13 protein-coding genes are annotated in these 12,202 nt (G+C 67.9%); 11 read left to right on the top strand and 2 right to left on the bottom strand.

What is annotated here, in order from left to right; genetic code table 11:
- The first annotated feature begins 63 nt into the window (after positions 1 to 63).
- Genes ACGFSB_RS28945 through ACGFSB_RS28930 form a run of 4 tightly spaced genes read left to right on the top strand, consistent with a single transcriptional unit; the run spans position 64 to position 1,931 of the window.
- A complete protein-coding gene (locus tag ACGFSB_RS28945) occupies positions 64 to 702 on the top strand; it encodes a TetR/AcrR family transcriptional regulator (RefSeq protein ID WP_393405438.1) in 639 nt (212 codons plus the stop codon).
- Between the two features lie 40 nt (positions 703 to 742).
- Complete coding sequence (locus ACGFSB_RS28940) at positions 743 to 967, top strand: hypothetical protein (RefSeq protein WP_393405280.1); 225 nt, start codon at positions 743 to 745, stop codon at positions 965 to 967.
- Positions 967 to 1,356 carry a hypothetical protein gene (locus ACGFSB_RS28935; protein ID WP_393405278.1) on the top strand — a complete coding sequence of 130 codons (390 nt, stop codon included), beginning with the start codon at positions 967 to 969 and terminating at the stop codon, positions 1,354 to 1,356. The genes ACGFSB_RS28940 and ACGFSB_RS28935 overlap by 1 nt, the downstream gene beginning before the upstream one ends.
- A 35-nt stretch (positions 1,357 to 1,391) precedes the next feature.
- Positions 1,392 to 1,931 (top strand): GNAT family N-acetyltransferase, encoded by a 540-nt coding sequence (locus ACGFSB_RS28930; RefSeq protein WP_393405276.1) that lies wholly within the window; start codon positions 1,392 to 1,394, stop codon positions 1,929 to 1,931.
- Positions 1,932 to 1,940: 9 nt separating this feature from the next.
- Here the strand turns inward: ACGFSB_RS28930 and ACGFSB_RS28925 are convergent, their stop codons facing one another.
- On the bottom strand, positions 1,941 to 2,951 hold the full coding sequence (locus ACGFSB_RS28925; RefSeq protein WP_393405274.1) for a hydroxyacid dehydrogenase: 1,011 nt from the start codon (positions 2,949 to 2,951) through the stop codon (positions 1,941 to 1,943).
- 520 nt (positions 2,952 to 3,471) lie between these two features.
- On the opposite strand from ACGFSB_RS28925, the gene ACGFSB_RS28920 reads away from it, so the two are divergent.
- The 7 genes from ACGFSB_RS28920 (at position 3,472) to ACGFSB_RS28890 (ending at position 10,993) form a co-directional block, all read left to right on the top strand.
- The gene (locus tag ACGFSB_RS28920; protein ID WP_393405272.1) at positions 3,472 to 4,800 is read left to right on the top strand and encodes an extracellular solute-binding protein; all 1,329 of its coding nucleotides are present in this window, start codon (positions 3,472 to 3,474) and stop codon (positions 4,798 to 4,800) included.
- Positions 4,797 to 5,768, top strand: coding sequence for a carbohydrate ABC transporter permease (locus ACGFSB_RS28915; protein ID WP_393405269.1), 972 nt, complete (start codon positions 4,797 to 4,799; stop codon positions 5,766 to 5,768). Before ACGFSB_RS28920 ends, ACGFSB_RS28915 begins: the two co-directional genes overlap by 4 nt.
- Positions 5,765 to 6,652 (top strand): carbohydrate ABC transporter permease, encoded by an 888-nt coding sequence (locus ACGFSB_RS28910; protein ID WP_393405267.1) that lies wholly within the window; start codon positions 5,765 to 5,767, stop codon positions 6,650 to 6,652. The genes ACGFSB_RS28915 and ACGFSB_RS28910 overlap by 4 nt, the downstream gene beginning before the upstream one ends.
- A gap of 57 nt (positions 6,653 to 6,709) precedes the next feature.
- Complete coding sequence (locus tag ACGFSB_RS28905) at positions 6,710 to 8,002, top strand: alpha-L-fucosidase (RefSeq protein WP_393405264.1); 1,293 nt, start codon at positions 6,710 to 6,712, stop codon at positions 8,000 to 8,002.
- A gap of 60 nt (positions 8,003 to 8,062) precedes the next feature.
- The gene (locus ACGFSB_RS28900) at positions 8,063 to 9,499 is read left to right on the top strand and encodes a chondroitinase-B domain-containing protein (protein WP_393405261.1); all 1,437 of its coding nucleotides are present in this window, start codon (positions 8,063 to 8,065) and stop codon (positions 9,497 to 9,499) included.
- Complete coding sequence (locus tag ACGFSB_RS28895; protein ID WP_393405258.1) at positions 9,496 to 10,260, top strand: sugar phosphate isomerase/epimerase family protein; 765 nt, start codon at positions 9,496 to 9,498, stop codon at positions 10,258 to 10,260. Before ACGFSB_RS28900 ends, ACGFSB_RS28895 begins: the two co-directional genes overlap by 4 nt.
- 70 nt (positions 10,261 to 10,330) lie before the next feature.
- Positions 10,331 to 10,993, top strand: coding sequence for an SGNH/GDSL hydrolase family protein (locus tag ACGFSB_RS28890; protein WP_393405255.1), 663 nt, complete (start codon positions 10,331 to 10,333; stop codon positions 10,991 to 10,993).
- Between the two features lie 7 nt (positions 10,994 to 11,000).
- Here ACGFSB_RS28890 and ACGFSB_RS28885 read toward each other — a convergent pair whose 3' ends face one another.
- Complete coding sequence (locus ACGFSB_RS28885) at positions 11,001 to 12,068, bottom strand: S1 family peptidase (RefSeq protein ID WP_393405252.1); 1,068 nt, start codon at positions 12,066 to 12,068, stop codon at positions 11,001 to 11,003.
- Between the last annotated feature and the right edge of the window lie 134 nt (positions 12,069 to 12,202).

The raw sequence follows: 12,202 nt of genomic DNA, 5'->3' as shown, positions 1-12,202 counted from the left end.
CCGCGCGCCGCTACGTCCTGGACGTTAACGGACGCCCCCGTCCGTTTAGGTAAAGTGAGAGTGGTGACCGATCATTTGCCTCATACGCTGCGTTCCGACGCACTGGACAATCGCGAACGCATCCTCGACGCGGCCCGAGCACTGTTCTCAGCCGACGGCCTGGACGTGCCGATGCGGGAGATCGCGCGGCGCGCCGGGGTGGGACCCGCCACCTTGTACCGCCACTTCCCGACCAAACAGATGCTGCTCGCCGATGCGTTCGCCGACCAATTGCACGCATGTCGCGCCATTGTCGACGAGGCGGGCGCGGATCCTGATCCGTGGCGTGGTCTGTGCCTGGTGATCGAGAAGATCTGCGAGCTGCACGCACGCGACCGGGGCTTCACCGAAGCTTTCCTGTCGGCCTTCCCCGGGGTGACCGATGTCGACGCGGGCCGTCACTACACGGTGAAAGCAGTCGCCGAGCTGGCCCAGCGGGCCAAGGAAGCAGGGCGCCTGCGGCCCGACTTCGTCCTGGACGACCTCATTCTCATCCTCATGGCCAACAAGGGCATCCACGCCACATCTCCCACCGCCCAGGTCATGGCCTCCCGACGCTTTGCGGGGCTGGTGATCCAGGCGTTCGAAGCCCACCCTCACCACACACCGCTACCACCAGCGGCCCGACTGGCATCCGCGGCACTGCTGAGCCCGCCACGGTAGATCCCTGTTCGCGTCTGCTAGCAATTGCTAGCATCGAGGCATGGACACCGACCTGAAGCAGCTGAACGTCCGGGTACCGGCCAAGACGCACGACCTCCTCAAGAAGCGCGCGGGCCGTAGCCACATGTCCGTTCAGGCGTACGTGTCCGGCCTGGTCGAGAAGGACATCGATCCGAGCCGTGAGGCGTTCGTGTCCGGTCTGGTCGGCGACATGACCGATCTCCTCGATGAGTTCGAAGACGCCTTCGATGTGGGCAACCGCTGATGTTCCTGCGCATCGACGCCGGCTGGATCGAGGAGTCCCTCCAGCAGTTCGAACAGCAGACGGGCCGGGAGACCGGTATCGACGACTGGGGCGCGCTCGCGGCCGCCGTGTACCGCCATGCGTACGAACTGCACGACGCCGAACCCTTCTATCCGGAAACCCCGGTCCGGGCGGCCATCCTGCTGCAGATGTTCGTGACCACCCGCCCGCTGCAGGACTACAACGGCCTGGTGGGCAGCGCGCTTGCGCTGCGCTACATGCGCGAATCCGGCGAGCCCGTCAAGGCGCCGGCAGGTGGCCTGCCCGAACTCGTCACCGCGCTTCGCACCGGCACTCTCCCCCTGCGCGCCGTCGCCGCCAGACTGCGTTCCTGGGCCATGCCCAACTGAAGCGAGGCCTCGCCGAGGCGATTTAGGATCGACAGATGGGACGCTCCAGGCCGATCGAACCGCTGTCCGAACCACTCGAGGACGGAGTGGTTGCCGTGAGGTTCCGGCGTGAGTCCGATCTGCAGGCGATCGCGGCAGCGAGTTACGACCCCGACACGCGTCGCTGGCTCGACGACGCACCCATGGACGAAGCCACTCGCAGCGCGAGCATGGCCCACACTCAAGAAGCATGGCGAACCGGACAGGCCACCCCGCTGGTGATCGCGGATGCCACGACGGACGAGCCGGTCGGGATCATCAACCTGCAGTTCCGTGACGATGATGTGGCAACCATCGCCTACGGCGTGTTCCCTGCCCACCGCGGCCAGGGGATCGCCCCGCGGGCCGTACGGCTGCTCGCGGGATGGGCCTTGAGCGACCTTGGGTTGACTCAACTCCTGCTCGAGGCCGACCCGGAGAACACCTCCTCGGTCAGGGTTGCCGAGAAGTGTCGGTTCCAGCGGATCGGCAGTCGAGTTGAGCCGACCGCTGACGGCGGGCGCGCGCTGATTGTGTTCGCCTGCGGAGCAGGTTGACTCCAACTGTCAGGCCAGGGACGCCGCATGGGCCGGGTCCACCGCGTGACGGAGGGGCTGGTCTCGTAGGAAGCGTTCGAGTTCGTCGCGTACGAGGTGTCCGAGCCGGTGGCGTTCAAGGCCGAGGGCTCCGCCGAGGTGGGGTGTCAGGACTGCGTTGGGGAGAGTGAAGAGCGGTGATTCCGGAGCCGGGGGCTCCGGGTGCGTGACGTCGAGGACGGCGGTGAGGTCGGGCCTGGCATGCAGCACCTCCGCCAGCGCACCCTCGTCGATGAGCGCGCCACGGGCCGTGTTGATCAGCGTCGCGCCCGGCATCAGGGAGTTCAGCAAGGGTGCTCCGACGGCGCCTCGGGTTTCGGGCAGAAGCGGCGCGTGGAGGCTGACGACGTGGCAGGCGGCGAAGAGCTCCTCGATGTCGACGAGTCGTACGCCCAACTCCTGTGCGGCGTCCGGGCGTGCGATGGGGTCAGTGGCGAGGATCTCGATGTCGAAGCGGCGCAGATGTGCCGCGACGAGACGGCCGATGTGGCCGAGCCCCATCAGGCCCACGCGTGAGCGGTAGGCGCCGGGGACCTTCGGGTTGTGCGGGAACCGGTGGCTGACGGCCACGTCCCGGCCGATGCGATGGACCTGCTTCAGCCCGAGGAGGACCTGCGCGAGCGTGAACTCCGCCACCGGGACGGCGTTGGCCGCGGCCGCGGAGACGATCGGAATGCCGCGCTGCCAGAAGGCGGGTGTCGTCAAGTGCCGCACGGAGCCCGCCGCGACGAGGACCGCCCGCAGCCGGGGAGCCTGCGCCAGGAAGGCGGCGTCGAGGACGGGAGCGCCCCAGCCGGTGAGCAGGATCTCGGTGCCGTGGAGCAGGTCGAGGTGGTCCGCCAGCTGCTGTCGGGTGAGCGGTGGGGCCTGCCGGATCACGAGCCGGTCGATATCGGCGAGTACCTCGGGCGGATAGACGTCCGGCCTCCGCTCCTCCTCCATGACCAGAAGCGCTGTCGGTCTGCGTGCCGTCTCGTCCATGTCGGTGATGCTCCTCGGTCGCTGCGCTGACATTGTGTCAGCAGTACCGCCTCGCAGCCCTGCGGCCTCGCGGCCGGGTCTGACGTGTAGGCGTGTAGGCGTGTTGGGAAAAGTCCGTCTGGGTGTCGAAGGTTGGCGTGGCTTGTTCGAAATTTCGGATATTCGCCTCTTGAGGCGACGATACATCGGATGACTGATGTGCCTTGAGGTGAAGGAATGTTGGCCGGCGTTTGACTGCGCGGCGACGCGGCGGCAGCGTAGTCGATCGTCGTGAACTCGGTTGGTCAGTGTTCTGTGCAGCGATAACTCCTGCCTGGTGGACAGGACTTCGGGTCTCCATCTCTGTAGGGAGGCGATCGGCCGGAGAGAGGTGTACGGGGAGAGCGTGCGTCCGGCGTCTTGTGAGCCGCTGGAGAAATTTTGTATTCATCGGAGTATTGACCCGGGATTTGTCGCCCCGTTAGCGTCCCCGGCAAGCGCTTACTAGAGGCGGCTGTGATGCAGTGATACGGGAGTTGTGATGCAGAGATCGCGGTGGATCGGTGCGGGTTTCCTCGCATCGGCACTGATCCTCACCAGCTGTACATCAGGTCCCGCGGGCGCGGACGTCAAGCAGGACTCCAAGGCTCCGCTCGAGCTGTGGACCAGGACGACACCGGGCGGGCCCGGGGAAAAGGGCACGCTCGCCCTCGCCGCCGCCTTCGAGAAGTCCACCGGCCTCAAGGTCGAAGTCACCGCCATCTTCGACGACTTCGAGACCAAGCTGCAGCAGCGGGCCGCGCAGAAGGACCTCCCCGACATCGTCATGAACGACGTGACGCAACTCGGCGCCATGCATAGCCAGGGTCTGCTCCGGGAGATCGACCTGGACAAGATCAAGAACAGCGGGCAGGTGACCGCCCAGGGCCTCGGCTCCGGAAAGAGTCTGGACGGCAAGCAGTTCGGCCTGCCGTACTCGGCGCAGGCCACCGGGCTGCTTATCCGCAAGGACTGGCGGGAGAAGCTGAAGCTGGACGTCCCGGAGAACTGGGACGGCTTCGCCGCGATGGCCAAGGCCTTCACCACTGACGACCCGGACGGCGACGGCAAGAAGAACACCTTCGGCCTCGCCGCCCCGCTGTCCACCAAACGCGGATATGCCTCCTGGTACTTCTCCAACTTCCTCTGGGCAGCGGGCGGTGACTTCATCACCGAGGTCGGGGGCGGCAAGTACAAACCCTCCATGACCACGAAGCAGTCGATGAAGGCCGTGCGGTGGTTCCGCGACCTGGGCTGCCAGAGCAAGGCCTTCCAGCCCGGCGCGGTCACCATGGACACCCCGCCCACCAACGAGACGTTCGAGGCGGGACGGACCGGCATGTTCGCCGTCGGACCGTACCTGCTGCCCCGCTTCGACGAGGTGCTCGGCAAGGACAAGTACGAGGTCGTGCCGATGCCCAAGGGCCCGAAGGACGCGACCGTGCTCGCCGAGGGCGGCTCCGTCTATCTGATGGCGGGCTCCGCGAACCAGAAGGGCCAGGATGCCTTCGCCGATTTCGCCGTCTCCGCCGAGGGCCAGCGGACGGGGATGAAGGGAGACACGGGCTTCACCGTTCAACTGCCCGTCAACAAGACGGTGGACATCTCCAAGGTCCGCCCCGACCCCCGCTGGCAGACATACGCCAAGGCGTACCGCTCCTCAGGCCGCTACGCCCCCTCCATCCCGAACTGGACGGCGGTGCGGCAGACCAGCGCGGAGACCATCAACGCGCTGATGGCCGACTGCGACCTGAACACCCAGAAGGAGCTGCGCGACCTCGACAAGCAGCTCGCCGGCATCCTCGAGGAACAGGGAATCGCCGCACCATGAGCCTTGACCAGGTGAAACGCGCTCCGCTCCGCGGAAGGGGGGCCACCGGAACAGGGGGGCTCCCGGACGGCGGGGCTGCCGCGGGCCGCCGGAGAAGCAGCCGTCGGGCAGGGCGGTGGTGGACCCCCTGGCTGTTCCTGGCCCCCGCGCTGCTCCTCTTCCTGTACTTCAAGTTCATCCCCATGGCCAACGCCCTGACCATGTCTTTCCAGGAGGTTCAGCCCTACCTCGGAAACAAGTGGGTCGGCACCGAGAACTACTCCACCGTGCTCGGCTCCGACGGATTCCGCGAGGCCGCCTGGCACACCGTCGTCCTCGCCGCCGGGCAGACCGCGGGCTCGATGCTCCTCGGCCTTACGCTCGCGCTGCTGATGGAAGGGCAGGGACGCCGCCTCGGCTTCGTACGCTCCGCGGCCTTCCTGCCGGTCGTGGTGCCGCTCGCCGTCGTCGCCGAACTGTGGCGGATCATGTACCACCCGACCGAGGACGGCATGATCAACTCCCTCCTCGGCCTGGTCGGAGTCGGCCCGTCCGGGTTCATCAACGACCCCGACACCTCGCTCCCTTCCATCATGCTCACCGGCATCTGGCGGGGCGCCCCCTACGACATGATGATCTTCCTCGCCGGTCTCGCGGGCGTGGACCGCGGTCTGTACGAGGCCGCGAAGGTCGACGGCGCCTCCAGGCTGCAGCGCGTGTGGCACGTGACGGTGCCCGGACTGCGGTCGGTGCTCTCGATCCTGTTCATCCTCGCCGCGATCCGCGGACTGCGCGTCTTCACCGAGGTCTTCCTGCTCACCAACGGCGGCCCCGACGGCTCCACCGAGGTCGTGATGACCCTGATCTACAAACTGGGCCTCGAGCAGAACCGGCTCGGCGTCGGAGCGGCGGGAGCCGTCCTGCTGTTCCTCATGACGCTGATCCTGACGATCGTCGTCCACCTCGTGCGCCGCAGGGAGAGCAAATGAACGCGCCGACCGAGACCGCACCCGGACTGACCGAGACCGCCCTCGGCCTGACCGAGAGCAGGAGCACCGGCGGGCGGATCCTCAAGGCCGTCACGTACCTCATCGTCCTGATCGTCTTCGCAGGGCCGCTGCTCGCCCTCCTCGTCAGCGCCTTCGGCAAGGTCAAGGATCCGACACAACTGAGCCCCATCCCCTCGGGCGCCACCCTGGACAACTTCAGGATCGCCTTCGACCAGGGCGTGTTGGGGTATCTGCTGAACTCGTTCTTCGTCGTCGGCTTCGGCCTGCTGCTCCAGGTTGCCGTCTCCGTCCTGGCCGGATACGCGCTGGCCCGGAAGGTCTTTCCCGGGATGACGCTGGTCCTCGTGGCGATCCTGGCCACGCTGATGCTGCCCGAGGAGATCCTGGCCCTGCCGCTGTCCCTGATCCTGGCCGATCTGCCGGTCGTCCACTTCAACCTCATCGGCACCCTCGCGGGAATGATCGTGCCGCTGGGCGCCTGGGGGTTCTCCATCCTGGTGATGACCGAGTTCATGAAGGACGTACCCAAGGAGCTCGAAGAGGCCGCCCGCATCGACGGCGCCGGTGATCTGCGCATCTTCGCCCAGATCATCCTGCCGATGTGCAAGCCGGCGCTCGGGGTCATCGGAGTCTTCGGCTTCACGATGATCTGGGATCAGTACCTGCTGCCCCTGCTCGTCGCCACCGACTCCTCCTCCTACACGCTCCCGCTGGCGCTGCGCACCCTGCGCATCGACCCCGCCGTCACTCCCGGAGTGGTCCTCGCGGCCGCTCTCCTCGCTCTGCTCCCCTCCGTGATCGTCTTCCTGTTCTTCCAGCGCTCCTTCGTGCACGGTCTTTCCTCCGGCGCGTTGAAGGGCTGACCCGCCGAATCACCGCCCGGCCCCCACCATCCCACCGACCGCAAGGAGCGACCCCCTTTGACCCCGACCGCCGCCCCGGACACGACCTGGTTCACCACCGACCGGTTCGGCATGTTCGTCCACTGGGGCCTGTACTCCCTTGCCGCCCGGCACGAGTGGGTCAAGAACCGGGAGAAGCAGTCCGACGAGCAGTACCAGGTCTACTTCGACCACTTCGACCCCGACCGCTATGACCCGGTCCAGTGGGCCAGGACGGCCAAAGCGGCCGGAATGCGGTACGTCGTCCTCACCACCAAGCACCACGACGGCTTCTGCCTGTGGGACAGCGCCCTCACCGACTACAAGGCCACCAAGACTCCGTACGGCCGTGACCTCGTCGAGCCGTTCGTCGAGGCCTGTCGCGCCGAAGGACTCAAGGTCGGCTTCTACTACTCGCTGATCGACTGGCACCACCCGTCCTTCCCCGTGGACGGCACCCATCCGCAGCGCGACGACGAGGAGTTCAAGGCAGCCACCGCGGACCGCGACATCCGCGACTACCAGCGCTATCTGCACGGCCAGGTCCGCGAGTTGCTGACGCACTTCGGACGGATCGACTACCTCTTCTTCGACTTCTCGTACGCGGGCCGCCACTGGTGGGGCGGCAAGGGTCCCGACGACTGGGACTCACCGGGGCTGCTCGAGATGATCCGCGAGCTCCAGCCGCACATCCTGGTCAACGACCGCACCGGCCTTCCCGGCGACTTCGTCACGCCCGAGCAGTACCAGCCCGCGGGGCCGATGACCAAGGACGGGCGGCCCGTGGTCTGGGAGGCCTGCCAGACGCTCAACGGCAGTTGGGGCTACGACCGCGACAACCTCGACCACAAGAGTGCCGACCTGCTGATCCGGATGCTCGTCGACGGCGTGTCCAAGGGCGGCAACCTGCTGCTCAACGTCGGCCCCACCGGCCGCGGCGACCTCGACCCGCGCGCGGTCGACGCCCTCGGCGACCTCGGCCGATGGACGGATCTGCACGAGCGGTCGGTCCGCGGCTGCGGCCCCTCCCCGTACACCGCCCCCTCAGACTGCCGCTACACCCAGCGCGGCGACCGGCTCTACGTGCACCTGTTCTCCTGGCCCCTGCGCCATCTGCACCTGCCGGGACTCGCAGGCCGGGTGCGCTACGCCCAACTCCTCAACGACGCTTCCGAGATCACCCGGATCGAGATCGCCCCCGGGCAGCCCGCGCTCAACACCGAGGTGGGCGGGCAGCCCGCCGGAACGCTCACCCTCCAACTCCCGGTCCAGCGGCCCGACACACCCGTACCCGTCATCGAGCTGTTCCTGGACACACCGGCCGGCGCCTGACGCCGTAACCGGCCCCTGGCCCCTCCATCCACTCCATCAGCAACCCCCCACGGAGACACCATGAAACGCCGTACTTTCCTCACCGGCACCGCATTGGGAGCGGCTCTCACCGCCGTGCCCATCGTCGCCCTGCGCACGGCAGGAGCGGCCGAGACCGAGGCCTCCGCCACGGTCAGTTCCCTGAAGGACCTGCAGAAGGCGATCGACAGCGCGGAGCCCGGTGCCCGGATCGTCCTGGCCGACGGCACCTACACCGTCCCCTCGGGCAGCTCCATCAGCGTCGCGGGCAAGAAGGGCACACAGGACGCACCCATCACCATCTCCTCCGCGTCCCGCGGCGGCGCAGTGCTCCGAGGCGAGCGCGGCTTCGCCTTCAGCAAGTCCAGCAACATCACGGTCAGCGGCTTCGCTTTCCGCCAGAGCACCACCCTGGAGATACCGGCGGACTGCTCGCGCATCCGGCTGACCCGCAACGACTTCCAGCATGCCGACGTCGAGGGCGTGCACTGGGTGATGGTGCGCGCCGACAACACCACGGTCGACCGCAACCACTTCCACGGCAAGAGCACGCTCGGCGTCTACCTCGGCATCGAAGGCTCGGGCGACACCGCCATGGCCCAGCACGTGCACATCCACAGAAACCACTTCTCCGACCACAGCTTCGCCGGTGCCAACGGAGGAGAGCCGATCCGCCTCGGCGTCAGCCCCCGAGCCCTGTCCGGTGCCCAGGCCGTCGTGGAGTACAACCTGTTCGAGCGATGCGACGGAGACCCCGAGGCCATCTCGGTGAAGTCCTCGGACAACACCGTCCGGTACAACACGATCCGCGACAGCCTGGGCGGCATCGTCCTGCGCCACGGCAACCGCACCCGAGTGGAGAGCAACTACCTGCTCGGCGGCAAGGAAGGAGTGCGCCTGTACGGCAACGACCATCTGATCGTCAACAACTTCCTGGCGGGCCTGTCCGGACGGGCGTTGGTGGTCGGCAGCGGCAGCACCCGCGACCACAACTCCGATGAGACGCCCGAGGAGCGGCGGGGCAATGACGCGTGCGACCGCGCGGTGATCGTGCACAACACCCTCTACGGCAACGCCGAATCGCTCGGGGGCGAGACCCGGGACTTCGAGCCCACGAAGGTGGTCATCGCCGACAACCTCCTGGTGGGCGAGTCCGGCAGCCTGGTCACGATGGGGAAGACCACCGGCTTCACCTGGCAGAGCAACATCCTGTGGGGCGGGGCATCCGACGGCAACATCCCCTCGGGCGGCTTCAAGCGGGTCGACCCGCTCCTGCGGAAGGAGTCCGACGGGGTGTACCGGCTTTCGGCGGGGAGCCCGGCGATCGGCAAGGCGACGCTGGGCAGCCCTGCCGTGGCCGACGACATCGACGGCCACCCGCGTGGCAGCACACGGGACATCGGTGCCGACGAGTACGCGACGGCGGCACCGCAGCGCCGTCCCCTCACGGCGGCGGACGTGGGCCCGAACGCGTCATGAGCGAGCCAAGGCTCGGGCTGTGCTCCGTGACCTTCCGGCAGCTGCCCGCCGCCGAGGTCGCGCGCCGCGCCTCGGCTGCGGGGCTCGAAGTCGTCGAGTGGGGTGCGGACGTACACGCGCCTCCTCAGGAGTTGGACACGGTCCGCGCGGTCCGTGACGCCTCTGACCGATACGGGCTCGCGTGCTGCTCGTACGGTTCGTACTTCCGCGCCGGTGCGGGCGAGTCGGCCGGTTTCCCTGCCCTCGCCCGCGCCGCGGTGCTCCTCGGGGCGCCGCGGATGCGGGTCTGGGCAGGCGGAGTCGGATCGCGTGCGGCCACGCCGTCCGAGCGTCACGGGACGGCGGTCCGGCTGCGGGAGGCTTCCCTCGCCGCGGCCGACCACGGCCTCGAACTCGCCCTGGAGTTCCATGCGGGGACCCTGACGGACACCGTCGCATCGACCCTCCGGCTGCTTGACGAGGTGGGTGCGCCCAATCTGCGCACGTACTGGCAGCCACCGCTCGACGCTCCTGACGCGGCGGCCCTTGCCGGGCTCGCCGAACTCGGCGACCGGGTCAGCGCGGTGCACGTCTTCTCGTGGTGGCCGGGCAACCGCAGATTGCCGCTGACAGATCGCCGAGACCTGTGGGCGGGCGTCTTCGACCTCCTCGACGAACAACACATGTGCCCCGACGCGCTCTTGGAGTTCGTGCCCGGCGACGACCCGGCACTACTGGCACGCGAGGCCGACACCCTGCGGCGTGCCGTGCCGTCCTGCTGAAAGGACCACAGACATGTCCACCGGACGTACGCACCGGACATGACATACGCACCAAGGAGACACTCAGGGCATGCACATCACGGCAGACGACAGACTCCTGTTCATCGGTGACTCCATCACCGACGCGGGCCGCGACCGCACGGATTCCGCCTCGCTCGGCAACGGGTACGTTCGTGAGATCGCGCAGACCCTGCGCCATCTCACGAACGTAGCGGGCGGCGCCTGTCCCGCGCCCGCTGTCATCAACAAGGGCGTCAACGGCCATCGCGTATACGACCTCGAATCACGCTGGACCACCGACGTCATCGCCCAGCGGCCCACCGTGGTCACGGTCAAGATCGGCATCAATGACACCTGGCGGCTCTACGACCGGGGACTGCCCAGCCCGGTCGCCGAGTTCGAGTCATGCCTCGACCGCATCCTCACCCACACCAGGCAGCATTCGTCCGCCGCCCGGCTGGTCGTCATCACCCCCTTCCTGCTCCCGGTCACCTCGGAGCAGGAAGGGTGGTACGAGGACTTGGTCCCCCGCACCGAAGCCGTTCTGCGCGCGGCGCGCGCCAACGGGGCTCAGTTGGTGCGCACGGACCTGCTCCTGCCCCGCGCCGCCGAGGAGAGCGGGGCAGTGGCGCTGGCCCCGGACGGGGTCCATCCGAGTCCGCGCGGCCACAAGCTGATCGCCGACGCCTGGCTCACCGCGGTCAACGGTGAGGAGCTCGGCGAGGAGCTCTAGGAGTACGTCAGTTGCCGTCGGCGCCGATTTCGGCGCCGACCGCCGCCAGTGCGGTGGTCACGGGCTGGAAGAACGTCTCACCGCCGGCGGTGCAGTCGCCGCTGCCGCCCGAAGTGAGGCCGATCGCGCTCCCGTCAGTGGTGAACAGCGAGCCCCCGCTGTCGCCCGGTTCGGCACAGACATCGGTCTGGATGAGCCCGGTGACGGTGCCTTCCGCGTAGTTCACCGTGGCGTTGAGCCCGGTGACCACGCCGTCCTGGAGGCCGGTGGTGCTGCCCATGCGGGACACTTCGAGCCCGACCGCCGCGTCGGCGGCCTGCGTGATCTCCGTCGTCTGGCCGTCACCCGTGTTGACCGCGCTCGGAGCGTCAGCGGCCGGATCGTCGTAGGTGACCAGTGCGAAGTCGCCGTCCCCCGGGAACGTCGCGGCCTTGACGGTGGCGATGGGCGTGCCGTTCTGCTCGGCCGACCAGTTCTCGGCGGCGACCCCGCAGTGCCCCGCGGTGAGGAAGCCGGGGCTTCCGTCCTCGGTCGTCACGTTGAAGCCGAGTGAGCAGCGTGCGCCGCCTCCGAAGATAGCGTCACCGCCTGCGGCGAAGGGTTTGAACTCTCCCGCGGACTTCTGGATGCGGGCCATTCCCGCGCCGAGTGATGTGACGGTCGCCTCGAGCTTGTCCCAGCGTTCGCCGGTGACGGTACGGTCGGCCGTGACCACGATCTGATTGGTCTTGGGGTCCGTGGCCCACGCGGTTCCTGCCACGGTGGCCCGACTGGCCAGCGTCTTCGCGGCGGCCCCCAGTTCACCGGCGCTGTTGTCGACGCTCCGCGCCACCGCTCCAGCTCTGTTCACCTGGGCGTTCACCGCGTTGTCGCTGTCCACGACGTTGACGACGAGCTGCTGCTTCTTCTCGTCGTAGAACGCCCCGCCGTAGGCGTCGCCGAGCTGCGAGGCCAACGGCTCGACAAGCTTCGTCGCCGATGCCGCGCTGATCCTCTTGGCAGCGGACCCTGAGGCGGTCTCCGTCCCGGACTGCGAAGCGTTGGCCTGTTGCAGCAGGACGGCCGTTGCGACCATGCCCAATGCCGCGGCTCCTGCCAGAACGGCCTTTCGCTTGGGTATTCGCTTGTGCCTCAACTCGTCGCCTCCTGTGGGGATGCCGAATTCGATCACCGGCCGAAGCCGGGAACTTGTCCGGCCCTAGATACGGG

It is taken from the genome of Streptomyces sp. NPDC048441 (assembly GCF_043200235.1).
In the GTDB taxonomy this organism is placed as follows: Bacteria; Actinomycetota; Actinomycetes; order Streptomycetales; family Streptomycetaceae; genus Streptomyces.
Note: the sequence above shows the minus strand (reverse complement) of the source record. Positions and strands in the feature narration are given on the sequence as shown.

Coding starts and splice junctions, on each gene's coding strand:
- ACGFSB_RS28940 (WP_393405280.1), top strand. CDS start 743: ATGGACACCGACCTGAAGCAGCTGAACGTCCGGGTACCGGCCAAGACG.
- ACGFSB_RS28935 (WP_393405278.1), top strand. CDS start 967: ATGTTCCTGCGCATCGACGCCGGCTGGATCGAGGAGTCCCTCCAGCAG.
- ACGFSB_RS28930 (WP_393405276.1), top strand. CDS start 1,392: ATGGGACGCTCCAGGCCGATCGAACCGCTGTCCGAACCACTCGAGGAC.
- ACGFSB_RS28925 (WP_393405274.1), bottom strand. CDS start 2,951: ATGGACGAGACGGCACGCAGACCGACAGCGCTTCTGGTCATGGAGGAG.
- ACGFSB_RS28920 (WP_393405272.1), top strand. CDS start 3,472: ATGCAGAGATCGCGGTGGATCGGTGCGGGTTTCCTCGCATCGGCACTG.
- ACGFSB_RS28915 (WP_393405269.1), top strand. CDS start 4,797: ATGAGCCTTGACCAGGTGAAACGCGCTCCGCTCCGCGGAAGGGGGGCC.
- ACGFSB_RS28910 (WP_393405267.1), top strand. CDS start 5,765: ATGAACGCGCCGACCGAGACCGCACCCGGACTGACCGAGACCGCCCTC.
- ACGFSB_RS28900 (WP_393405261.1), top strand. CDS start 8,063: ATGAAACGCCGTACTTTCCTCACCGGCACCGCATTGGGAGCGGCTCTC.
- ACGFSB_RS28895 (WP_393405258.1), top strand. CDS start 9,496: ATGAGCGAGCCAAGGCTCGGGCTGTGCTCCGTGACCTTCCGGCAGCTG.
- ACGFSB_RS28890 (WP_393405255.1), top strand. CDS start 10,331: ATGCACATCACGGCAGACGACAGACTCCTGTTCATCGGTGACTCCATC.
- ACGFSB_RS28885 (WP_393405252.1), bottom strand. CDS start 12,068: ATGGTCGCAACGGCCGTCCTGCTGCAACAGGCCAACGCTTCGCAGTCC.